Here is a 21,587-nt window from a genome sequence, read left to right as displayed (position 1 = left end):
GCCGTGTAGAGATGAGTAGCAAACTGTGGCTGCCGAGCCTGTTGGTGCTGGCCCTGAGCGCGTGCGCCGTGGGCCCGGACTACAAGGCGCCGGACACCGCTGCCGCCCACCTGGCCGCCAGCGACGGCCAGGCCGGCCTGGACCGCAGCCGCTTCGAAAGCGCCTGGTGGCACCAGTTCGAAGACCCGGTACTGGACCAGCTGGTAAGCCAGTCGCTCAACGGCAACCGTGACCTGCGGGTAGCGTTCGCCCGCCTCAAGGCGGCCCGTGCGATCCGCGAGGACGTCGATAACGATGCCTTGCCGACCGTGACCAGCCGCGCCAGCAGCGACCTCGGCAAAGGCCAGATCCCTGGCCAGACCACCGATCGGGTCAACAGCGAACGATATGACCTGGGCCTGGACATGGCCTGGGAACTGGACCTGTTCGGTCGCATCCAGCGCCGCCTGGAAGCCAGCGAAGCCCAGGAAGCGGCGGCCCAGGCCGACCTGCAGCAGTTGCAGGTCAGCCTGATCGCCGAACTGGTGGATGCCTACGGGCAACTGCGCGGCGCCCAGGAACGCGAGAAGATCGCCCTGGCCAACCTGAAGACCCAGCAGGATTCGCGCGGTATCACCGAAACCCTGCGTGAAGCCGGGGTCGGCAACGAGCTGGATGTGGTGCGCGCCGATGCGCGCCTGGCGGCAGTGGAAGCCAGCGTGCCGCAACTGCAAGCGGAACAGGTGCGCGCTCGCAACCGCATCGCCACCCTGCTCGGCCAGCGACCGGATGCCCTGAGCGTCGATCTCTCACCCAAGCAGCTGCCGGCCATCGCCAAGGCGCTGCCGATCGGCGACCCGGGCGAACTGCTGCAGCGCCGTCCGGACATCCGCCGGGCCGAGCGGCAACTGGCGGCGGCCACGGCCAATGTGGGCGTGGCTACTGCTGATCTGTTCCCGCGTGTGAGCCTCAGCGGCTTCCTTGGCTTCACCGCCGCGCGCGGTTCGCAACTGGGTTCGTCGGCAGCCTCGGCCTGGGCCCTGGGCCCGAGCATCACCTGGCCGGCCTTCGACCTGGGCAGCGTGCGCGCCCGCTTGCGCGGCGCCAATGCCGAAGCCGAAGGCGCCCTGGCGACCTACGAGCAGCAGGTATTGCTGGCCCTGGAGGAATCGGAAAACGCCTTCAGCGACTATGGCAAGCGTCAGCAACGCCTCGTCTCGTTATTGAAGCAGAGCGAAGCCAGCCGCAAGGCGGCCGACCTGGCGTCGATCCGCTATCGCGAAGGCACGGTGGATTACCTGGTACTGCTGGACGCCGAACGCGAGCGCCTGGCGGCGGAAGATGCCCAGGCCCTGGGCGAGGTCGAGCTGTATCGCGGCATCGTCGCGATCTACAAGGCCTTGGGTGGTGGCTGGCAGAGCGAGGCGGTGGCATCTCGCTGAACTGGATTTCGAGGCTCCTTTGGTTGGTTCACACCGACCTCTTTGCCCCGCAGGCTTCGGCCTTGCGGGGCTTTTTTATGCATCAGGGCATCATTGCCGTCCATCGTCCGGCCTGCGTGACCGCAGCAGTGCGAAAAACACATTGGGCACCATCATGATCGCCAGCATCCCCCAGAAACCGACCTTCCCGGCGTTGTGCAGCGCGGCGCCCAAGGCGATGAATGCCAGCAGCGCGACAAAGCGCAGCGATACGAATTTTTCCAGGCCTCTCACGGCGGCTCCTCGGTGTCGTCTGGTGCAAGCGGGCGATTCTACAGAATGCCTCTGCGCCGCGCTTGCCGGGCCGTCGATACATCCGGCTGAACCATCCCTGCACCCACCCGCCGAATGAAGTGAAGGAAGCGCAAGTCTCCCTCAGGATTGGAAGGCAATCTGCCAGGCCAATGAAATTTATCGTCAGGAGTTCCCATGACCGTAAATATCAGCAATCTGACAATCACCACACCGCTGCCCGTCTCCTCGACCAACCCCGTCGCGCTGGAAGTCAACGGCGCGACGGCGATCGCCCAGTTCCCCAGCGTGGTCAAGGTACTCGGCGACGGCTCGATCCAATTCTCCGCCCCGACCAAGGGCGCCTCCAGTAAAAGCACGCGCAGGACCCGTTGCGAATGGACCGAATCGACCAACTGGACCCTGGCCAGCGCCCGGGATCACTGGAACAGGCAGGAAATGACCCTGACCAAGGTCAATTCCGCGCAAAAGGTGGTGATTGCGCAGATGCACGTACGGGGCGATGACGGCCCGCCGGTGAAGGTGTTCTGGAACAAGGGCAATATCACCCTAGGGTTCCGGCAATCCTATGACCAGGCGGATCCGGTCAACTCGACGATCCTCAAGGGGGTGCCGCTGGGAACCAGGTTCAAGGTCAGTATCCACGTGACGGCCCAGGGCGTGGTCCATGTCAGCGTGGTCGCGGGAACGGCTTCTGGTTCATCGGGGATCTGCGGCTCGACAGCAGCTGGAATGTGCGCCTGTTCGAATTTCATGGCGGCGTCTACAACCAGATCGACTACACGGATGCCACGCCGGCTGACGATGGGTCGATTTGCGTCATCAGTGACCTTTCGCTGAGTCACGTCTGAGCCTGCGCTCTCGGCGTTGTGGTGCTAGTGTCAGGGTCTGTCCTGGTCAAGGAGCGCAGCATGACTATTCGCAGTCTGGCGAAAAACCTTCCGGCGGACCCTGACAATCCCGGTTGGGTACTTGGTTGGGGCGTGTTGCGGGATCGGCATCCGTGGCATTTCGTCGATGTGTATGCCGACCAGGGAACCGCAAGGGCGGAGGCGCAGCGGCGGGGTGCGGGTTATGTCGTGGAGTTCGGGTCTCATCGGCTTGGAACGGATGAGTTTGTTTGCGGTGTTGTGGCGCCGGAGGGGTGAGGGTCGCTCCGTAAGACCTTGAATACAGCGAATCCGATTAAACCCGCCTCGCTTCTGTGTGTCCAACACTCGGTAGCCCGGATGTTCCGGGGCGATGAACAAAGGTGGATAGCATGGCTGATGATTTGAACAACCGCGGCCCCCAGGACCGCTCCCGGATCAATCTGTCCGAGGAATGGGAAGTGCAATACTGGACAAAGAAATTCGGCGTGACGAAGGAGAAACTGACTGAAGCCGTCAAGGCGGTGGGAGCCAGCGCCGAGGCTGTTCAGAAGCACCTCGGCAGGTAGCAAGCGGCGCTGCGCGCTTCAAGCGCAAACTAAAAAGCCCCGCAGACGTTAATCTGCGGGGCTTCGAATAGTGGAGGCCGAGGTCGGAATCGAACCGGCGTAGACGGATTTGCAATCCGGAGCATAACCACTTTGCTACTCGGCCTCATGAGCTTCGGAAATCTATCGATTTCCCTAACTCGTTGAAAACGTTGAGATTTTTTATTTCTCGTCGCTTTCGATGGACGCCATTATGTCCACATTCCCGGATGCTGGCAACCCCCTGATTTAAAAAAACTTTCTGGCCGGGGACAGGGGCGCTTCGCGTCGGCTCGGCGCCCTGCTCCGCGCCGGCGATCAAGCCGCTTCGCGCTGGCCACCGCTCCTGGAGACTTCGAACAGCCCAACCAGCTTCTGCAGTTTGTTGGCATTGAGGCGCACCGTTTCGGCACTGGCATGCAGGACGTTGACGGTCTGGTGCATTTCCAGGGAGGACTGGTCCACTTCCTTGATCGTCCGCCCATAGTCGAGGCTGCGCTGGTTGAGCTGCTGGATGATCTGGAACATGTTTTCCACCGCCTGGTGCAGTTGCACGTTTTCCGACGAGGCCTGTTCGGCGAGGCCGAGGCTTTGGTCGACGTTGTGCACGCCATCCTCCATGAAACCGACCGCCTTGCGCGTTTCGCCTTGCAGGCTTTCGACCGTGAGGCGGATCTCTTCGGCTGCGCTGGAGGTACGTGCCGCCAGGCTGCGGACCTCATCCGCGACCACGGCGAATCCGCGTCCGTGCTCCCCTGCCCTGGCCGCCTCGATGGCGGCGTTGAGCGCCAGCAGGTTGGTCTGGTTGGTGATGTCGCTGATCAGCCCGCTGATCTTGCCGATCTCGGCCATACGACTGTCGAGCAGTTGCACGCTGGCCGCCGAGCGCTCGACCACGTCGCGGATCGACTGAGTGCCCTGGCGCACGGTGAGGAACTGCTCGCGGGCACGCTCGACCACTTCGTCCATGGCCTGCTTCATCTGCTCGGCACCGGCGGAGGCCTGCTGGATTTCACCCAACTGCTCCTCGACGATCACCATCATGCGATGCACCGCGTCGGCCACTTCCATGGACGTGCTGCTGGCCTTGCGGCTGCGGCCGATCATCATCTGGTTGGTGGTGCCGACGCTGTGGCTGGCCTTGACCACCTGGCCGACCACCGAGTCGAGGTGGTCGATGAAGCTGTTGATCCAGCGGCCCATGTCGCCGGTTTCGTCGTTGGCCATGCGCGTGGGGTCGAGCCGCTGGCGCAGGTTGCCCTCACCTTCGGCGATGGTGCGGATGACCCCGGTCATTTCCGTCAGGCGGGCGGCCAGGCGCTTGGGCCCCAGGGTGCTGAACACCAGCGCGGCGATCATCAGGCTGGCGGCCTCGCACAGGTCGATCAGGTGCTGGGACAGCCCGCTATAGTGCTGCACACCATAGTTGCAGGCGAACAGGCCGAGCATGGTGGCCAGGTAGGGCTTCATCAGGCCGTAGCTGAGGGAACGGCGGCGGTAGACCTCTTCCAGGTCGGCCTCGCACATCATGCCCCAGCGGTCCGGCGAGCCCGGCAACTGGAAGGTCACGCCCTTGCCCACCACTGGAATGTGCCGGTAGTCGGAGTAGCCCGGGTAGGTGACGAACAGGTTCGAGCCATTGCGGATGGTTTCCCGGACCCCGGGATGAAGCTGCTCGGTGGCAGGGTCGGTGAAGCGCAGTTCGAGTTCGGTGTGGCGCTGCACCCGCACGGTCTTCCAGGGCGTGTGCACGCCGCTCTTGAGGTTTTCGCCATGGCTGAAGGTGCCGTCCTCGAAACGCGAGCGCGACAACGCCACACCCGGCTGCAGGTTGCGGTCGAAGCGCGACTGGACCATGAACAGGTAGTTGTCACCGGACTCGGCGAAGATATGCCCGGCCTCGCGCTGGATAAGGTCGCCCAGCACATCGTTGGGCACCCTGCCGCACAGGCAGCCGAGGGTTTTCCCGTCGACTTTCAGGGGCTGGTAGAACATCAGCGTCACCTCGTCGTGGAAACGCGACGAGGACGGGCCGATGGCGAGGGTCAGTGGATCGCTGTAGGGGCCGTGGAGAAACGGCGCCTTCAACCCTTCGGCCAGCGCTGCCGGGTTCAGGGAACGGGGTTGCGCACCGCTCCAGGTCGAGGCCAGCAGATTGCCCGTGCTGTCGACGACAAAAAGTTCGGAGAAGTCCTCGGCCTGTTGCAGTTTGTCCTGCAAGGCCTGGGCGTCGATGGCACCAGGCTCGCCCAGCCCCTGGGCCAGCTCGGCAAGATGCTCCCACTGTTCCAGGGCCCAGCCATTGAGCAGCTTGACCCGGGTTTCGGCGATGGCCTCGAAGGTCTGCTCGATTACCGGATAAGCCCCACGGTTGACCCGGCAGGCCCAGCCCATGGCGAGCTTGCCGGTCTTGCCGAACCAGGGTAGCCAGCGACGTTCTTCAGCGGATAACAGCATGGAGTTGCTTGATAGCGACATACACCTCTCCAATGGCGACATTCCAATGGATTTTTTGAGGCAACTACCAGGCCAAGAGCAAAGCTAGCTAACGAATTCACTGGTAAAACTGGCTTTCTGCCATCTCCGCTGATCGCAACTTGTTGAAACGCTCACCCGGACGAGCGCGAATTGCCCCAAATGCGAGCGGTTTCGCCTTCCTGATCGTCATAACGGTGCAATTTCAACGCCTTGCTCAAGCACTGCTGGCCAGCGCCCAGTCGCTGGAGCGCCGCTGGAACGGTGTCGGCTCATCGGCCACCCGCCTGTCTTCACGGGTGATGAACAGGCCAAGTTGCGCCGCCCTGGCAATGGCGGCCACCTTGTTCTGCACCCCCAGCTTGACGATGCTGTTGCGCGCATGGAAGTTGACCGTCGATTCCGACAGGTTAAGGATCCCGGCCACCTCCTCCGCCGTCTTGCCGATGGCCGACCAGCGCAACACTTCGATCTCGCGGGTGCTGAGATTGAGCGCCTCGATCCGGCGCTTGAGCTCGTCGACCTGCTGCATATGGATCAGGTTGCACAGCAGCAGGACCTGGCCGGCCTTCTCATACCACTCCTGGTCGGAAATCGGCCCTTTTTCCCGGGCGACATCAAGGACGCTGAACACCCCTTCCGAATGCGAACCCTGTGACCAGCCATGGCACAGCCCGAAGGCCTGTGCCTCATCCCACAGGCCCGGCGCGGAACGGAACAGATCCTCGCTCCAGTTGATCGGCAAAATGGAGCGTCGGCAATGCTCTATCCGGGGATCGATCTCCAGAAACTTCCTCGCCTTGTACTTCTGGATCCACCCCGCCGGCCACGTGTTCCAGAACATCGGGCGCGGGTCGAAGCTGGTCCAGCAACTGAATCCGAAGAAATCGAACCCCAACTGCACGACCAGGTCGTGCAGCATGCCGAAGCGCAGATTGGGAGAGACTTCTCGTGCCAGAACATTCAACACATCGGCACTTAACGGCATGGTGCACCTCTTGTAATAAGCGCGAGGGTCCCTCCCGGATGCGCCTTGGGTGACGGAAATATGAGCGGTAGCAGGTTGAGGCTAGTGGCGAGCCGAAGCGCCGACAACAGGCTTTTGGATATATATCGAAAGGATGTTCCGCAGTCGGCGGAGGCTCTGGGATAGGGGTATTGGCCAGATCCAAAAGGAAATGCCGCACGTCGCGCGACGGGAACTTTGTCACTGGGCCCTGTGGGAGCTGCGGTGCGGCGGTCCGACTTGCCAGCGATAAGGCCGGCATAAGCAATGCTGGTGTCTGGACGGACCAATCGCTGGCAAGCCAGCTCCCACAAGGCCAGTGTCGAACGCAAAATCTGCGGCTGGCTCGGAACCTGTGGGAGCTGGCTTGCCGGCGATGAGGCCGGCACAGGCAATGATGGTGTCTGGACGGGCCAATCGCTGGCAAGCCAGCTCCCACAAGGTCGGTGTCGAACGCACAATCTGCGGCTGGCTCGGAACCTGTGGGAGCTGGATTTCCAGCAATGAGGCCGGCATAGGCAATGCTGGACGGACCAATCGCTGGCAAGCCAGCTCCCACAAGGTCAGTGTCGAACGCAAGATCTGCGGCTGGCTCGGAACCTGTGGGAGCCGGCGTTGCCGGCGATGAGGCCGGCACAGGCAATGATGGTGTCTGGACGGGCCAATCGTTGGCAACGCCAACTCCCACCAGGATCCAGGTCGCTCCAGCGAAATCTCACACCTTGAATTTGGAAATCATCACATTCAGTTCCACCGCCAGGCGCGACAGCTCCTGGCTCGCCGCATTGGTCTGGTTGGCCCCGGCCGAGGTCTGCATCGACAGGTCGCGGATATTGACCAGGTTGCGATCCACCTCGCGCGCCACCGACGCCTGTTCTTCCGAGGCACTAGCGATCACCAGGTTGCGCTCGTTGATCGCGGCGATGGCTTCGGCGATGACCTTCAGCGCCTCGTCCGCCGCCTGCGCCACCACCAGGGTCTGGCTGGCCTGGCTCTGGCTGCTGTGCATGGTGCTGACCGCCCGGTGGGTGCCGGCCTGTACACCGCCGATCATTTGCTCGATCTCTTCGGTGGACTGCTGGGTGCGGTGCGCCAGGGCGCGCACTTCGTCGGCCACCACGGCGAAACCACGCCCGGCCTCCCCGGCCCTGGCCGCTTCGATGGCGGCATTGAGGGCGAGCAGGTTGGTCTGGTCGGCAATGGAGCCGATCACATCGAGCACCCGGCTGATATCGTTGACGTGGTTGGCCAGGTCCTCGACTTCCTGGGCGGTGTCGCCAACGTCGCTGACCAGGCTCTGGATCGAGGCCAGCGCCTGGTCGACCTGCGCCCGGCCGTGCTGGGTGGTGTCGTCGGCGCGACGCGAGGCGTCGGAGGTGGTCACCGCATTGCTCGCGACTTCCTCGACGGCAGCGGTCATTTCGTTGACCGCCGTGGCCGCCTGCTCGATCTCGGCACTCTGTTGCAGCAGGCCGCGACTGGTGTCGTCGGTTACTGCATGCAGCTCTTCCGACGCCGAGGCGAGGCGATCGGAGGACTCGGCGATCTGACGCAAGGTGGTACGCAGCCGTTCCTGCATGGTGCGCATCGACTCCAGCAACAGTGCCGGTTCGTCCTTGCCGTAGACGTTGATTTCCTGGGTCAGGTCGCCGTGGGAGACGCGGTCGGCCACCACCACTGCCTCATGCAGCGGCAGGACAATGCTGCGGGTCAGCACCGCAGCGATGGCGATCATCGCCAGGAGGATCACCACCAGGGTCGCGGCCATGATCACGATGGCACGGTCATAGGCCTCGCCACTGATCCGCCCCGACTCCAGCAGGCCGTCGTAGTTGTAGCGGATCAGCTCGCCGAGGTCGTTCATCATGGCGTCGGCGTGGGCCACGATAGGGCCGTTGAGCACGTCGATAGCCTCTTCGGTGCGGTCGCCGCGCACGGCATCGAGGAGCTGGCGCTGCAGCACGGAGTACTGGTCATATGAAGTCTTGAATGCCTCGAACAACTCGCGGTTGCGCGGGCTGTCGATGCTTTGCTGATAGAACTCGAGGTTGCCGCTGATCTCTGCCTGGCGCTCGCCGATCAGCTCCAGGGTGCGCTGGCGCTCCTGTGGGTCGCGCTGCAGGATCGACCGCAGGGTCAGGGCCCGCGTGCGGCCCAATGCCAGGCCGACTTCGGCCAGGGCATGGCTGCCGGGCTGCCAGTAGCCGGTGATCTTCTTGGTCGAGGAATCCATTTTCTCCGCTTCGAAAATGGCGACCGCACCCAGCAGCAAGACAAGCACCGCCAGGATTGCGAAAGCGAACCCGGCCCTGGCACCTATGGAGAGATTTCTGACCCGCATTGACCGTTCCTCGAATAAAGCCTTGGAGCCCACAGGCACGACGCGATAGCGCCGGCAATGAGGGCGTGGTGCACACAAAGGCTTTTTCTGGTCAGGTCGCAGGCCTGATTTATGGGGTAGGTATTCTACGGAAGCGGCCAGATGATGGCAAACTGCCTTGCATCGTTCTCCAGGCGCTCATCATTACGGGACAGCGCTCTGGAACCCCGGGGCGGAACCTTATAGCAGGGGTTATTCTCTTGACATACAGACCTGCATCTTCCTGCGAAGAACGCTTTTGACGTGTGTCAACTCACACTAAGTGGAAACGTGCAAAATGATGAAGACTCGCCTAAAGCCATGTACTTCATCAACCGGGGGAATTCGCTCCGCGCTTGCCCCCCTGCGCCTGTCCAGCTCGATCAACAAGGCCCCACACGATGTCATCACGCACCAATCTCACTCGCGAAGACTGGATTCATGCCGCGCAGCACGTACTGGTCAGCAGCGGCGTCGATGCGGTCCGGGTCGATACCCTGGCCAAGGAACTGAAGATCACCCGCGGTAGTTTCTACTACCATTTCAAGAGCCGCGGCGAACTGCTCGAATGCATCCTCGGCAACTGGCGGACGCGGGCGACCGAGGAGGTGATCCTCAATCTGCGCAATGCCAATGTGTCGCCATTGAAGCGGTTGCAACGCTTGCTGGAGCTGCCGTCCCACGGGCAGACGGCCAAGGAAGCGGCAGCGATCGAACTGGGTATCCGCGCCTGGGCGCGGCGCGACAAGCAGGCGCGCCAGGCGATCGACGAGGTGGACAGTCACCGCCTGAACTACATCGAGGGCTTGCTGATCCAGGCCGGGGCGCCGGCAGACGAAGCCCAGGACCGGGCGTACCTGATCTATGCGTACCAGATCAGCCTGTCGCTGCTGCACGGGCATGACACCCAGCAGCAGAGGCTGGAGCGCAGCCAGCGGATGGTGGAATTGTTGTTGCCGCAGGGTGCGGCCGTGCCGGCTTGAGTACGACGCAGGCACACAAGTACAGCCTGTGCGAGCCTGAACGCACCACCGTACCCGCCCAGGAACTGGCCATTGCGGTCAAAAGCACTGGCAGCCACGAACAAGACTTGCCCCGCCGCACGGCGCCCTAATAGCCCCCGATCTGCCAACAAGAACCGGGGAGCACTCATGAACAAGCAACACCACCTGTTACCACTGGCCCGGGCCGTCGGCCTGAGCCTTGTCACCCTTGCCGCGGCCCAGCCGGCCCTGGCCTACGAGCTGTACGCCGACGACGATACCCACCTGAACGCCGACATGCTCGCCGTGTTCGGCATGTTCAATAGTCGCAAGAACTACGATGGCACCCCGGGCGGTTCGACCTGGCGCGAAGGCTTCATCAAGTACGGGGTCAGCGGCGACCAGGGCCTGGGTGGCAACGGCACGCTGTACGGCACTTTTAACCTGGTCAGCTCGGCGACCTGGGGTGATGGCGACGCGGCAGGCAATACCGACGGCTCCGAACGCACCACCAAGATCGAGGATGCTTTCCTTGGCTGGCGCTCGGGCGATCTGTTCCCGGTCCTGGGCAAGGACGGCGTGGACTTCTCCGCAGGACGCCAGGTGGTCAAGCTCGGCAGCGGCTTCCTGATCAACGACGACGGCCCCAACCTTGGCAAGGGCCCGGCCGACGGTGCGCTGAACCGTGGCGGCGCCTACTACCTGGCGGCCCGTCACGCCTTCGACCGCACCGCGGTGCTGAAACTCGGCGGCCAGGACGGGCTGCACGGCAGCGTAGTGTGGCTGAAGTCCGACAACCGCGCCCAGGCCGAAACCGAACTGGCTGCGGGCACCCTGGACTACACCGCCGAGGCCGGCACTCTGGGCCTGACCTGGGTACATGGCCTCGACGTGGTCGACCAATGGGCCAGCGAGTTCCAGAAAGAACGCGAGAACATGGACGTCTACAGCCTGCGCGGCGAAGGCAACGGCGGCATCGAGAATGCCAGCTTCGCCTTCGAATACGCCTGGCAGGACAAGGACGCAGGCCCGGAAAAGGCCTGGTACGCGGAAGCAGGCTACACCTTCGCCGATGTCGCCTGGTCGCCCAAGGTTACCTACCGCTACACCCGTTATTCCCAGGGCTGGGATTCGCTGTTCACCGGCCTGAGCACCGGCTATGGCACCTGGTTCCAGGGTGAAGTGGCGGCCAACTACTCCGGCCCGTTCAACAGCAACACCGGCATCCACCATGTCGGCCTGAAGGCCACGCCGCTGGAAAATCTCACCGTCGGCGCGCTGTATTTCGACTTCAATACCCTGAGGACCCGCGACACCCTCAACCTCGATGCCCGCGAGCTGGATTTCTATGTCGAATGGGCGGTCAACGAGCACCTGATCGTCAGCCCGCTGATCGGCCTCTACCAGCCGAAGAAGGATGAGACGAACGGAGGGAATCAGGTGGGCGGGAACGGGACCAATGTGTATAGCCAGTTGACCGTGGCGGTACCGTTCTAGCTCTCCATTGGTCTTGAGGGCCTCATCGCTGGCAAGCCAGCTCCCACAGGATCACCACTGCTCTTGAGAGCGGTGCTGTACCTGTGGGAGCTGGCTTGCCAGCGATGAGGCCCGAAAGAACACCTCAACCATCCGCCTTCTTGTCAGCCTTGTCCTGCTTCACCACCTGCTGCTCCTTGTCCCGGTCACCCCACAGCCGGTCCTGCTCGGCCTGGAACCTGGCCTGGAAATCCTGGATCCGCTGCATGCCATCAGCCGCCTGTGCCGTCCCGGCCAGCGCCGACACCAGACCCGCCACCGCCATTACCTTGAGCATCCGCATCACACCTCGAACGTTTTCGGACGCCCAGGGAAAGGGGTCCTGTTGCCGCCCAGTCTATGCAGGTGCAGCTAACGCCAAGGTGAGACGCGGATGACAATCGTGAAAGGTTCAGTAACGTCGCGTACTCATCAACTCGTCCAGCACCCGGTTCGGCACGCGGAATGGAATCGCCGCGTGATCCTCTCCTGCCTCGATCTGCAGGTCGCTGCGCAGTCCGTACTGCGAGAGGTTCTCCAGGCGCAGTTGCAGCGAGCGCACATCCTGGATCTCCTGGGGCATTTCCCGGTCGCCGACGCTCAGGCTCAGGCTGCGGTGGATCAGGTCCAGCTTGCCGGCATGGGCGTTGGCGGTGAAGGCCCGTTCATGGGCCAGCAGGAAACGATCCTGCCACCACAGGCTCGGGCTGATCGCCACGTAGTGCTGGAACAGCCCGGGCCGGGTGAACAGCGTATAGATGGCGAACATTCCGCCGAACGAGTGGCCGACCAGGCTGCGCTGGTCCTGGTCGACCTTGAAGCGCTCGTTGACCCTGGGCATCAGGCGCTTCTCGATGAAGTCGAGGAACACATCCTGCCCGCCCTGTGGCGGCTTGTTGCGCTCGGCCGGGGCCGGCGGCGACAGGTCATAGGCGCGGCGCACGAAATCCAGCGGTGTGTCGCTCGGATAGCCGATCCCCACCAGCACCGCCCCGCGCAGCCGGTCCTGGGCCCGCTTGGCGGCATGGAAGGCCGGGAAGTAGGCATTGCCGTCGAGCAGGTAGATCACTGGGTAGCCGCCGGTCCAGGGCACATCACCCTCGGGCAGGCTGACCATGATGCGGTATTCGCGGCCTTCGGCACTGTGCATCGTCCATTGTTCGGTGCCATCCAGGGTCACCGGTTCAGCCCGGGCCAGACCACTGAACAGCAGCACCGCAAGGCTCATCATCCAGTTACGCAGCATGTGTTTTCCCCTCGTTACCAGCGATAGCTGAGGCTGGTGACCACGCTGCGCGCTTCACCGCGATAGCAGTAGCCGTCCTGGCAATTGATAAAGCGCTCGTCGAACAGGTTGCGAGCATTGACGCCCACCCGCACGCCGTCGAGACCGCCACCGAAGTCGTAGTGCACGCCGGCGTCGACCAGGGTATAGCCCTGGTTCTTCACCCGGTTGGCCGCATCGCCGTAGGTGCTGCCGGTGTAGCGCGCGCCGCCGGAAATGCCGAAGCCGAACGGCAGCCTGTAGTCCAGCCACAGCGAAGCCAGGTGGCGCGGTACGTTCTTCGGCACCTTGCCCTGGTCGCCGTTGTTGCCCTTGGTCACCTCCGCGTCGTTGAAGGCATAGCTGGCAGTCAGGCGCAGGCTGTCGTTGACGTCCGATACCGCTTCCAGCTCGAGCCCGCGGGACACCTGCTCGCCGGTCTGCAGGTTGTTCAGCGGGTTGACCAGGTCGCGGGTCTGTACGTTGCTCTGGGTCAGGTGGTACAGCGAGGCGGTGAGCAGGGTGCTGCTGCCTGGCGGCTGGTATTTCACCCCGACTTCATACTGCTTGCCCTCGGTAGGCTTGTACGGCTGGCCGCTGGCGTTCACGCCGCTGACCGGCAGGAACGAGGTGGCGAAGCTGGCATAGGGTGCCACGCCGTTGTCGAACAGATAGAGCACCCCGAGCTGACCGGTGGTGGCCGAATCGCTGGTGGTGCTGTTGATGTCGGTCAGGTTGTCGTCGCGCCGCACATGCACCCAGTCGCGGCGCAGGCCGGCGGACAGGCGCCACTGGTCGAGCTCGATCTGGTCCTGCACATAGGCGCCCATGCGGTGTTCCAGGCCATCCTGGTCGGCCAGCGGCGAAGTCGGCTTGGCGACCGGCTGGTGGTAATCCGGGTTCCAGCGATCGATGGTGGGTGCCGGGCCCATGGCGTAGAGCAACGAGGTGTCCAGCCAGGCATAGTCGACGCCGCTGACCAGGGTGTGGTGCAGGTTGCCGGTGGAGAAGCGGCTGACCAGGCGTGTGTCGGTGGACAGCGAGTTCATGTCCTCGTACACGCCCACCGCATAGCGGTCGAGGATATGCCCGGCGGTGATCGAGGTCGGCTGCAGGTACTGGTTGGTGGTGCTGACCTGGCCGTAGCGCAGGTTCTGCTGAAGGCTGAAGGTTTCATTGAAGGCGTGCTCGAACTCGTAGCCGAAGGTCCACTGGCGCTGGTGCAGCTTGTCGAAGTATTCGTCGCCCTGCCAGAAATGGGTCAGGTGGTCGCCTTCCTGGAGCATCATCGGCGAAGCGGCGGTCTGCCGCTCCTGGTATTGCGCCAGCAGGGTCAGGCTGGTGTCCGGGTCGATCTGCCAGCTCAGGGACGGCGCCAGCAGACGCGAGTCGTTGTCCATCTGCTCGACCGAATAGCCGGAATCGCGGTACAGGCCAACGCTGCGGAACAACACGTCACCCGCCTCGTCCAGCTGACCGCCGATATCGAACTGGCCTTGCCGGTGGTCATAGCTGCCGGCTTGTACCTGCACTTCATTCCTGGCCAGCAGGCTCGGGCGCTTGCTGACCCGGTTGACCATGCCGCCGGGGCTGATCTGGCCGTAGAGCACCGAGGCCGGGCCCTTGAGTATTTCGATGCGCTCCAGCGCGTAGGCTTCGGTGGAATACAGCGACAGCCAGCCGCTGCCGGGCTGGCGCAGGCCGTCGAGGAAGTCGGCAGCGATGGTGGTCTCGAAGCCGCGCACCTGGATATTGTCGAAGCGCGGGTCCAGGCCCGAACTGCCGACCCGCACCCCGGCACTGTAGGCTACGGCATCCTCGACCTTGTTGACCTTGCGGTCGTTGATCTGCTCGGCGGTGACCACGCTGATGCTCTGCGCGGTCTCCAGGATGGGCCGGTCGCTCTTGGTCGCACTGCTGGCATTGCTGGCGAAATAACCCGGCACCGGGGCGAAGGCGCTCTGCACCGAGGTGCTTTCGATGCTGGTTGGCGCCAACTGCAGACCAGCTTCGCTATCGCGCAGTACCACATAACCGGAGGCGGTCTTGCGCGCGACCAGGCCGCTGCCCGCGAGCAGCCGGTTCAGGCCCTCCTCCAATGAGCCGCCACCGCCGAGGCCGGAAGTGCTCAGGCCACGCACGTCATCAGGGGCGAACGACAGGGTGATCCCGGAGCGCTCGGCGAAACTGCTCAGGGCCTGGGCCAGCGGGCCGGCAGCCACGGCCGGGGCGACCGGGTATTCGGCCCGGGCCGGCAAGCTGGCGACAGCGCTGCCCAGGGCCAGCGCCAGGCACACGGCGCGGGACAGGAAACGGGGCTGCGAGGGAATCGATGGAGGGCTTGGGCGGCGCATTCAGGGGTCCAATAAGGGAAGTGATAGCCCATAACCGGACGAGTCCATGAAGTCCGACAAAAAATTCTGCCCGGCGCTATGCCGGCACTACCCGCACCCACCAGCGGGTGCGCTCCACCACTTTCACTGGCAGCAGATGGCTGATGTTGTCCAGCAGCGAGGCTGGCTCATCCAGGCGGAAAACGCCGGACAGGCGCAGGTCGGCAATTCGCTCGTCGCAGCCCAGCCAGCCGTGTCGATAGCGCCCGGCCTCGGCGAGGAAGTCACCCAATGGCATATCGTTGACCACCAGCAGCCCACGGCTCCAGGCGAACGGATCGAGGCGGCTCTTGCCCAGTTCCGTCAGCGCCGACGCCGACGCGCCCAGCCCCTCGCCCGCCTGCAAGCGGCGCTGGCCGACCGGCGAGGTCACCAGCACCTCGCCGCGATCGACGCGGATCTCGCTGTAGCCATCGCGCTCGCGCAGCGCCACCCGGGCCTCGCGGCCGCTGCATTCGGCGAAACGGCAGCGCGCCTGCCAGCGCGCACCGTCCACCAGCACCTCGCCGGAGCGCAGCAACAACTCACCGCCCTGCACGTCCACCGAGCTGTCGCCGTTGAGGGTGACCTGGGTACCGTTGCCCAGGTCGATCTGACGGCGCTCGCCGAGGCCGGTGATATAGCCGGGATGCCAGGTCGGTGGCGCGCTCACTGTCGCCAGCGCGGTACCTCCAGCGACCAGCCCGAGCATCTTCAGCATGCGTCGCCGGCTGAGGTCGGCCGAGGCGCGCTGCAGCAACGGGATACTCTGCTCGGCCCGCGGCAACTGGCTGGCCTGGAACATCCCAGCCATCTGCTGCAGGCGTTGCCAGGCCAGTTGATGACGGGGGTCGCGGCGCAACCATTCATTGAACGGGGCCTGCAGTTCGGGGTTGCCGCGCAGGCGCATCTGCCAGTCGATGGCGGCACGCACCACGTTTTCCGGCAGGCGACTCATGATGGCGTCTCGAAGCACAGGCGGTAGCAATGCAGCAGGGCATGGGCGACATGCCGCTCCACGGTACGGCTGGACACCCCCAGTTGCTCGGCGATCCGGGTGTGGGTCAGGCCGCCGAGCTGGTACAGCAGGAAGGCTTCGCGCACCGCCGGCTTCAGGCCTTCGAGCATCTGCGCGATGCGCTCCAGGCACTGCAGGGTTTCATGTCGGACTTCCGGCGAGGGGTGGCAGGCTTCCGGCAGATAGGACAGGGTTTCGAGGTAGGCACGCTCCAGGGCATCGCGACGCCAGTGATCGATCACCAGGCCACGGGCAATACGCGCCAGCAGGGCCCGGGGCGAACGGTTGGTCACCGGCTGATTGCGCACCAGCAGGCGCACGAACGTATCCTGGGCCAGGTCGGCGGCCTGCTGCGAACAGCCGACCGAACGCCGCAGCCAACCGTTGAGCCAGCCGTGGTGGGTGCCGTAGAGCACTTCGAAAGGCACGATGGAACCCGCTTCATGTAGCGACATGGCACCCCCTCCGGAGCCAGAACGGCTGAAATACGGGGGCACATTAATAGCGAATCATTCTTATTTCAATATGAAGAGTTGTGTTGTTACTACTGGCTTATCGCTGGCAAGCCAGCTCCCACAGCGATACCTGGGGGAGCTGGCCTGCCAGCGATGAGGCCCTCTGCCACACAGGAACTCTCAAGGCCCATCCCGATACCCAAGATTCCACGAAGCCCGCAACGCCGCCTTCTTCAGGGCGTGCACCTGCGCCGGGTCCACCTGCCGGGTGATGTTCTGCACCGTCGCCACCAGCGCCACCGCGCCGATGAACTCGGCATTCAGCCCGAGGATCGGCGCGGCGATCGCCGAGATCCCCAAGGTCTCTTCCTCGATCGCTGCCGCCCAGCCCTGGGCCCTGACTTCCGCAACCTGGCGCTTCAGTTCCTGACGATCGGTCACCGTATTGACCGTCACTGCCGGGAGATCCGCCGCCCCCAACTGATCCACCCCCAATTGCCGGGCAAAGGCCAGCGCCACCTTGCCCTGGGCATTGCAGTGCAGCTGCAGCTCGGTGCCGGTGCGCACGCCGATTTCCAACGCCGACTTGCCCAATTGGGTGTCCACCACCACCAGGCGCCGCCCCTGCAATACCGAGAGCACCACCGACAGGCCCAGTTCATCACGCAGATCCCGCAGGGCATCGGCCGAGGCGCTGAGCAGGTCGATTCCGTCCGCCGCCGCATGCCCCAGCACATAGGACTGGACGCCGAGACGGTAACGCGAGGTCTGCGGGTTCTGGCTGAGGTAGCCGCGTTCCACCAGGGTTTTCAGATGGCGAAATACAGAGCCCTTGGTCGTGCCCAGTTGCACTGCCAACTCGCTGACGCCGATTTCCTCGCTGGCCCCCGCCACCCGCTCCAGCACATCCAGGGCGAGCTGCACCGAGCGCACGCCGCCCGAGGTCGTTTCTTCCTTCATCGTGAAGATCCCTGATAGGTAGAAAAACATACCGCGTTCGCATAGGCGAAACGCAGCGATGGCCGGACTATCGCGCAGTTTCATGTAAGCTGACAAGCCCCGCCCCGATCCGTCCAGGTCCAGTTCAAGGGACTATTACCACGCAACCCCATGATTTAACGGAAAATATCGGATCACCTCGCGCCACGCCGAACTGAACAGTTCTTTCAGAGAAAAACCATTCTTTCAAAAGAAACAAAAATGATTTGACGAAACTCCAGACCAATCATAAAAATGAAACTACGTACCGCATACGCATACGAAAATCGCATCGAGGATAACGTCATGACAGCTCGTGGTTCGGCCCTGGCCCAGCGCGACATCGCCTACCATCTGCACCCCCAGACCAACCTGCGCCTGCACGAGGAAGTCGGGCCGCTGCTGATGGAGCGTGGCGAGGGAATCCATGTGTTCGACGAACAGGGCCAGCGCTATATCGAAGGGATGTCCGGCCTGTGGTGCGCGACCCTGGGTTTCAGCCAGCCGCGCCTGGTCGAGGCGGCCTACCAGCAGTTGCTCAAGCTGCCCTACCAGCAGACCTTCGCCCACCGCAGCCACGGCCCCGCCGCCGACCTGGCTGCGCTGCTGATCGAGCATGCTCCCGTCGGCCTGACCAAGGCGGTGTTCCAGAGCTCCGGCTCGGAAGCCGTGGATACCGCGATCAAGTTCGTCCGCTACTACCACACCGCGATCGGCAAGCCGGGCAAGACCCGCCTGATCGCCCGCCAGCGCAGCTACCACGGCACCACCCTCGCCGCCGCCAGCCTGACCGGCCTGCCGAACATGCACAAAGGCTGGGGCGAACAGCTGGCCGACGTGATCCATGTGCGCTGCCCGCATCTTTATCGCCAGGGCCTGCCGGGGGAGAGCGAGGAAGCCTTCGCCACCCGCCTGGCCGAAGAACTGGAACAGACCATCCTCGACGCCGGCCCGGACACCATCGGTGCCTTCTTCGCCGAGCCGGTGATGGGTACCGGCGGGGTGATCCTGCCGCCCGCCGGCTACTTTGCCAAGGTCCAGGCAGTGCTGAGCAAGTACGACATCCTGATGGTCGCCGACGAGGTGATCTGTGGTTTCGGTCGTACCGGCCACTATTGGGGCTGCGACGCCATGGGCATCGAGCCGGACATGCTGACCTGCGCCAAGGGCCTGTCGGCGGCGTTCCAGCCGATCTCGGCGCTGCTGGTCAGCGAGCGCATCTACCAGGTGATTGCCGACCAGAGCCAGGCCCTCGGCGGCCTCGGCCACGGCTACACCTACGGCGGCCACCCGGTGGCGGCCGCGGTAGCCCTGGAAACCCTGAAGATCTATGACGAGCTGGATATCGTCGCCCATGTACGCGACGTGGCCCCGGCCTTCCAGGCCGGCATACGCGCCCTGGCCGACCATCCACTGGTGGGAGAGGCCCGCGGCATCGGCCTGATGGCAGCCCTGGAATTCGTCGCCGACAAGGACAGTCGCATGCCCTTCCCCGCCGAGTTGAAGATCGCCCAGCAGGTCAGCAACGCCCTGCAACGCAACGGCATCCTCCTGCGCGCCCTCGGCGACACCCTGGTGATGGCGCCGCCACTGATCATAGATGCACAACAGATCGCGACTATCCTCAACGCACTGACCCAGGCCCTGGACGACGTGCTGGCAGGTATCCGGCCATGATCGCCCAGGACCTCCGCCCCTTGCCCAAGGCCGCCATGAACATCGAGTCCGACGCCTCCGATCCACTGGCCGACGCCCCGCTGCTGGTGCGTTTCGAGGAGGTCTGCAAGACCTACGACGAACGCTCCTGGGTGGTCGATAACCTGCACCTGGATATCCGCCAGGGCGAGTTCCTGTCCTTGCTCGGGCCCAGCGGCTCGGGCAAGACCACCACCCTGATGATGCTCGCCGGCTTCGATGCCCCGGACCGCGGGCGCATCCTCATGGACGGCGCCGATATCAGCCGCCTGCCGGCGTACCGACGCGATATGGGCGTGGTGTTCCAGAGCTACGCGTTGTTCCCGCATATGAGCGTGGCGCAGAACGTGGCCTTCCCGCTCAACCTGCGCAAGGTACCCGCCGCCGAAACCCGCGAGCGGGTGCGCGAGGCCCTGGCCCTGGCGCGCCTGGAAGGCTTCGAGGATCGCCAGCCGGGGCAATTGTCCGGCGGCCAGCAGCAACGTGTCGCCCTGGCACGCGCCCTGGTCTACCGCCCGCGCATGCTGCTGATGGACGAACCCCTTGGTGCCCTGGACAAGGCCTTGCGCGAGCATATGCAGCTGGAGCTCAAGGCGATCCACAAGCAACTGGGCATCACCTTCATCTACGTCACCCATGACCAGGACGAGGCGATGACCCTGTCCGACCGGGTCGCGGTGTTCAACGAAGGACGCATCGCCCAGATCGCCGCGCCGCAGACCCTGTACAACCGCCCGGCGACCCGCTTCGTCGCCAACTTCCTCGGTGAGACCAACCTGCTGGAAGGCCGGGTGATCAGCAACGCCGGCGGTTTCGCCACCCTGCGCCTGGAAGAGGACGGCTCGCTGCACCACGCCCGCTGCGCCGATACCACGCTGGCCGCAGGTGACAGCGCGGCCCTGGCGATCCGTCCGGAAAACCTGCGCCTGGCCAGCGGCGACGAGCCGGCCGTGGCGGCCCGGGTGATCGACAGCATCTTCCACGGTGCCCATTGCCGCCTGCGCCTGCACATGGCCGGTGGCAGCGAACTGTCTATGACCTATAACCCGGGCAGCCTCGGCCGCCCGGCGCCGCTTCCGGGCGAAGCGGTGATCCTCGGCGTACCGCCGCAACTGGCGATGATCCTGCGCTGAACCGGCCTCAAGACACCACAAGAACAAGCACCACCCGATTCGATGAACCGCTCTGTCACTGCCGTCCAAAACCAATTTCAAAGGCTGGGAGTTCCATCATGTTCATACCCTCTTCCGTGCGTCATTTCACCCTCGCCCTGTGTGGCCTTGCCCTGTGCGCCGGCGCGGTCCAGGCCCGCGACCTGACCGTGGCCTCCTGGGGCGGCGCCTACCAGGACGTGCAACGCAGGATCTTCTTCGAACCCTACGCCCAGGCCAGCGGCAACAAGGTGGTCGAGGATAGCTGGGAAGGCGGCATCGGCCTGCTGCGCACCCGTGCCGAAGGCCAGGACGGCGGCTGGGACCTGGTCCAGGTGGAAGCCGAGGACCTGCAACTGGGCTGCGGCGAGGGCCTGTTCATGGCCCTGGACTTCAACCGCATCGGCGGCAAGGACAGCTACATTCCCAGCGCCGTCAGCGAATGTGGCATAGGCAACGCGGTGTACAACTTCGTCATCGGCTACGACACCAGCAAGCTGTCCCGCGCGCCCGCCGGCTGGGCGGATTTCTTCGACACCAAGACCTTCCCCGGCAAGCGCGCCCTGCGTCAGGGCCCGAAGGGCAACCTGGAGATCGCCCTGATGGCCGACGGTGTGGCACCGGCCGACGTGTACAAGACCCTCAACCTGCCCGGCGGTGTCGATCGCGCCTTCAAGAAGCTCGACAGCATCAAGGACCAGTTGTTGTTCTGGAAGGCCGGTGGCCAGCCGATGCAACTGCTGGCCTCGGGTGAAGTGGCCATGACCACCTCCTACAACGGCCGGGTGACCAACGCCATTCGACAGGACCACAAGCCCTTCGGCCTGGTCTGGAACCAGTCGCTGCAGACCATGGACAGCTGGGTGATCCTGGCCAACTCGCCGAACCAGGACAAGGCCTACGGCCTGCTCAAGGTGATGGGCGAAGGCGAGCACCAGAAGCTCTGGCCGGCCCTGCAACCGACCGGCATCACCTCGTTGCAAGGCATCGCCGATACCGACCCCAAGGCCCTGGCCGACTCGCCGAGCGCACCGCAGAACGCGGCCAATGTGCTGGTGCTGGACGATAGGTTCTGGGTCGACCGCATCGACGAACTGAATGCCAAGTGGACCGCCTGGTCGGCCAAGTGATCCTTGCCACCGCTGCCG

At 64.1% G+C, this 21,587-nt stretch carries 18 protein-coding genes, 1 tRNA gene and 1 pseudogene; 9 read left to right on the top strand and 11 right to left on the bottom strand.

What is annotated here, in order from left to right; genetic code table 11:
- Positions 1–11 precede the first annotated feature (11 nt).
- Complete coding sequence (locus tag CSV86_RS07480) at positions 12–1,421, top strand: efflux transporter outer membrane subunit (RefSeq protein WP_037062260.1); 1,410 nt, start codon at positions 12–14, stop codon at positions 1,419–1,421.
- A 90-nt stretch (positions 1,422–1,511) separates the two neighbouring features.
- Here the strand turns inward: CSV86_RS07480 and CSV86_RS07475 are convergent, their stop codons facing one another.
- Positions 1,512–1,694, bottom strand: a complete 183-nt coding sequence (locus CSV86_RS07475; protein ID WP_009407309.1) for a hypothetical protein — start codon at positions 1,692–1,694, stop codon at positions 1,512–1,514.
- 195 nt (positions 1,695–1,889) lie between these two features.
- Between CSV86_RS07475 and CSV86_RS07470 the strand changes: the two are divergent.
- The 3 genes and pseudogenes from CSV86_RS07470 (at position 1,890) to CSV86_RS07460 (ending at position 3,150) form a co-directional block, all read left to right on the top strand.
- Positions 1,890–2,563: pseudogene (locus CSV86_RS07470) on the top strand (polysaccharide lyase family 7 protein).
- A gap of 60 nt (positions 2,564–2,623) precedes the next feature.
- Entirely contained in the window at positions 2,624–2,860 is a 237-nt protein-coding gene (locus tag CSV86_RS07465; protein ID WP_009407315.1) for a hypothetical protein, read from the top strand.
- Between the two features lie 113 nt (positions 2,861–2,973).
- A complete protein-coding gene (locus CSV86_RS07460) occupies positions 2,974–3,150 on the top strand; it encodes a DUF3606 domain-containing protein (RefSeq protein WP_009407317.1) in 177 nt (58 codons plus the stop codon).
- Positions 3,151–3,221: 71 nt separating this feature from the next.
- On the opposite strand, the gene CSV86_RS07455 is transcribed toward CSV86_RS07460, so the two are convergent.
- The 4 genes from CSV86_RS07455 to CSV86_RS07440 form a co-directional block, all read right to left on the bottom strand.
- Positions 3,222–3,295 (bottom strand) — tRNA-Cys (locus tag CSV86_RS07455).
- Between the two features lie 191 nt (positions 3,296–3,486).
- Positions 3,487–5,025 carry a methyl-accepting chemotaxis protein gene (locus tag CSV86_RS33890; RefSeq protein ID WP_512700227.1) on the bottom strand — a complete coding sequence of 513 codons (1,539 nt, stop codon included), beginning with the start codon at positions 5,023–5,025 and terminating at the stop codon, positions 3,487–3,489.
- An 835-nt stretch (positions 5,026–5,860) separates the two neighbouring features.
- Positions 5,861–6,631, bottom strand: coding sequence for an autoinducer binding domain-containing protein (locus tag CSV86_RS07445; protein WP_009407321.1), 771 nt, complete (start codon positions 6,629–6,631; stop codon positions 5,861–5,863).
- Positions 6,632–7,364: 733 nt separating this feature from the next.
- Positions 7,365–8,990: a methyl-accepting chemotaxis protein gene (locus CSV86_RS07440; protein ID WP_009407323.1), complete on the bottom strand. Its 1,626-nt coding sequence runs from the start codon at positions 8,988–8,990 to the stop codon at positions 7,365–7,367.
- Between the two features lie 419 nt (positions 8,991–9,409).
- Here CSV86_RS07440 and CSV86_RS07435 point away from each other — a divergent pair, with 419 nt between their 5' ends.
- Together CSV86_RS07435 and CSV86_RS07430 are read left to right on the top strand one after the other, a co-directional pair.
- Entirely contained in the window at positions 9,410–9,991 is a 582-nt protein-coding gene (locus CSV86_RS07435; RefSeq protein ID WP_009407325.1) for a TetR/AcrR family transcriptional regulator, read from the top strand.
- 168 nt (positions 9,992–10,159) lie between these two features.
- Positions 10,160–11,488 carry an alginate export family protein gene (locus CSV86_RS07430; protein WP_009407327.1) on the top strand — a complete coding sequence of 443 codons (1,329 nt, stop codon included), beginning with the start codon at positions 10,160–10,162 and terminating at the stop codon, positions 11,486–11,488.
- 124 nt (positions 11,489–11,612) lie between these two features.
- Here the strand turns inward: CSV86_RS07430 and CSV86_RS07425 are convergent, their stop codons facing one another.
- The 6 genes from CSV86_RS07425 to CSV86_RS07400 form a co-directional block, all read right to left on the bottom strand.
- Positions 11,613–11,804, bottom strand: a complete 192-nt coding sequence (locus tag CSV86_RS07425; RefSeq protein ID WP_009407329.1) for a hypothetical protein — start codon at positions 11,802–11,804, stop codon at positions 11,613–11,615.
- A gap of 114 nt (positions 11,805–11,918) precedes the next feature.
- Positions 11,919–12,752, bottom strand: coding sequence for an alpha/beta hydrolase (locus CSV86_RS07420; protein WP_009407330.1), 834 nt, complete (start codon positions 12,750–12,752; stop codon positions 11,919–11,921).
- 14 nt (positions 12,753–12,766) lie between these two features.
- Entirely contained in the window at positions 12,767–15,124 is a 2,358-nt protein-coding gene (locus CSV86_RS07415) for a TonB-dependent siderophore receptor (protein WP_009407331.1), read from the bottom strand.
- Between the two features lie 76 nt (positions 15,125–15,200).
- The gene (locus tag CSV86_RS07410; protein ID WP_009407332.1) at positions 15,201–16,100 is read right to left on the bottom strand and encodes a DUF4880 domain-containing protein; all 900 of its coding nucleotides are present in this window, start codon (positions 16,098–16,100) and stop codon (positions 15,201–15,203) included.
- Positions 16,097–16,615, bottom strand: a complete 519-nt coding sequence (locus CSV86_RS07405) for a sigma-70 family RNA polymerase sigma factor (RefSeq protein ID WP_009407333.1) — start codon at positions 16,613–16,615, stop codon at positions 16,097–16,099. Before CSV86_RS07405 ends, CSV86_RS07410 begins: the two co-directional genes overlap by 4 nt.
- Before the next feature lie 180 nt (positions 16,616–16,795).
- The gene (locus tag CSV86_RS07400) at positions 16,796–17,575 is read right to left on the bottom strand and encodes an IclR family transcriptional regulator (protein WP_009407334.1); all 780 of its coding nucleotides are present in this window, start codon (positions 17,573–17,575) and stop codon (positions 16,796–16,798) included.
- A gap of 324 nt (positions 17,576–17,899) precedes the next feature.
- On the opposite strand from CSV86_RS07400, the gene CSV86_RS07395 reads away from it, so the two are divergent.
- The 3 genes from CSV86_RS07395 to CSV86_RS07385 all read left to right on the top strand — a co-directional run bounded on the left by CSV86_RS07395 (position 17,900) and on the right by CSV86_RS07385 (position 21,569).
- Positions 17,900–19,270, top strand: coding sequence for an aminotransferase (locus CSV86_RS07395; RefSeq protein ID WP_009407335.1), 1,371 nt, complete (start codon positions 17,900–17,902; stop codon positions 19,268–19,270).
- Positions 19,267–20,421, top strand: coding sequence for an ABC transporter ATP-binding protein (locus tag CSV86_RS07390; RefSeq protein ID WP_009407336.1), 1,155 nt, complete (start codon positions 19,267–19,269; stop codon positions 20,419–20,421). Before CSV86_RS07395 ends, CSV86_RS07390 begins: the two co-directional genes overlap by 4 nt.
- A gap of 98 nt (positions 20,422–20,519) precedes the next feature.
- A complete protein-coding gene (locus CSV86_RS07385; protein WP_009407338.1) occupies positions 20,520–21,569 on the top strand; it encodes an ABC transporter substrate-binding protein in 1,050 nt (349 codons plus the stop codon).
- Positions 21,570–21,587: the final 18 nt, after the last annotated feature.

The sequence above is a fragment of the Pseudomonas bharatica CSV86 genome, assembly GCF_000319305.2.
GTDB lineage: Bacteria > Pseudomonadota > Gammaproteobacteria > Pseudomonadales > Pseudomonadaceae > Aquipseudomonas > Aquipseudomonas bharatica.
This window is presented reverse-complemented; position numbering and strand designations above follow the sequence as displayed.

Excerpts from the sequence above, each read along its gene's own strand:
- CSV86_RS07480 (WP_037062260.1), top strand. The coding sequence starts at position 12 with ATGAGTAGCAAACTGTGGCTGCCGAGCCTGTTGGTGCTGGCCCTGAGC.
- CSV86_RS07465 (WP_009407315.1), top strand. The coding sequence starts at position 2,624 with ATGACTATTCGCAGTCTGGCGAAAAACCTTCCGGCGGACCCTGACAAT.
- CSV86_RS07460 (WP_009407317.1), top strand. The coding sequence starts at position 2,974 with ATGGCTGATGATTTGAACAACCGCGGCCCCCAGGACCGCTCCCGGATC.
- CSV86_RS33890 (WP_512700227.1), bottom strand. The coding sequence starts at position 5,025 with ATGGTCCAGTCGCGCTTCGACCGCAACCTGCAGCCGGGTGTGGCGTTG.
- CSV86_RS07445 (WP_009407321.1), bottom strand. The coding sequence starts at position 6,631 with ATGCCGTTAAGTGCCGATGTGTTGAATGTTCTGGCACGAGAAGTCTCT.
- CSV86_RS07440 (WP_009407323.1), bottom strand. The coding sequence starts at position 8,990 with ATGCGGGTCAGAAATCTCTCCATAGGTGCCAGGGCCGGGTTCGCTTTC.
- CSV86_RS07435 (WP_009407325.1), top strand. The coding sequence starts at position 9,410 with ATGTCATCACGCACCAATCTCACTCGCGAAGACTGGATTCATGCCGCG.
- CSV86_RS07430 (WP_009407327.1), top strand. The coding sequence starts at position 10,160 with ATGAACAAGCAACACCACCTGTTACCACTGGCCCGGGCCGTCGGCCTG.
- CSV86_RS07425 (WP_009407329.1), bottom strand. The coding sequence starts at position 11,804 with ATGCTCAAGGTAATGGCGGTGGCGGGTCTGGTGTCGGCGCTGGCCGGG.
- CSV86_RS07420 (WP_009407330.1), bottom strand. The coding sequence starts at position 12,752 with ATGCTGCGTAACTGGATGATGAGCCTTGCGGTGCTGCTGTTCAGTGGT.
- CSV86_RS07415 (WP_009407331.1), bottom strand. The coding sequence starts at position 15,124 with ATGCGCCGCCCAAGCCCTCCATCGATTCCCTCGCAGCCCCGTTTCCTG.
- CSV86_RS07410 (WP_009407332.1), bottom strand. The coding sequence starts at position 16,100 with ATGAGTCGCCTGCCGGAAAACGTGGTGCGTGCCGCCATCGACTGGCAG.
- CSV86_RS07405 (WP_009407333.1), bottom strand. The coding sequence starts at position 16,615 with ATGTCGCTACATGAAGCGGGTTCCATCGTGCCTTTCGAAGTGCTCTAC.
- CSV86_RS07400 (WP_009407334.1), bottom strand. The coding sequence starts at position 17,575 with ATGAAGGAAGAAACGACCTCGGGCGGCGTGCGCTCGGTGCAGCTCGCC.
- CSV86_RS07395 (WP_009407335.1), top strand. The coding sequence starts at position 17,900 with ATGACAGCTCGTGGTTCGGCCCTGGCCCAGCGCGACATCGCCTACCAT.
- CSV86_RS07390 (WP_009407336.1), top strand. The coding sequence starts at position 19,267 with ATGATCGCCCAGGACCTCCGCCCCTTGCCCAAGGCCGCCATGAACATC.
- CSV86_RS07385 (WP_009407338.1), top strand. The coding sequence starts at position 20,520 with ATGTTCATACCCTCTTCCGTGCGTCATTTCACCCTCGCCCTGTGTGGC.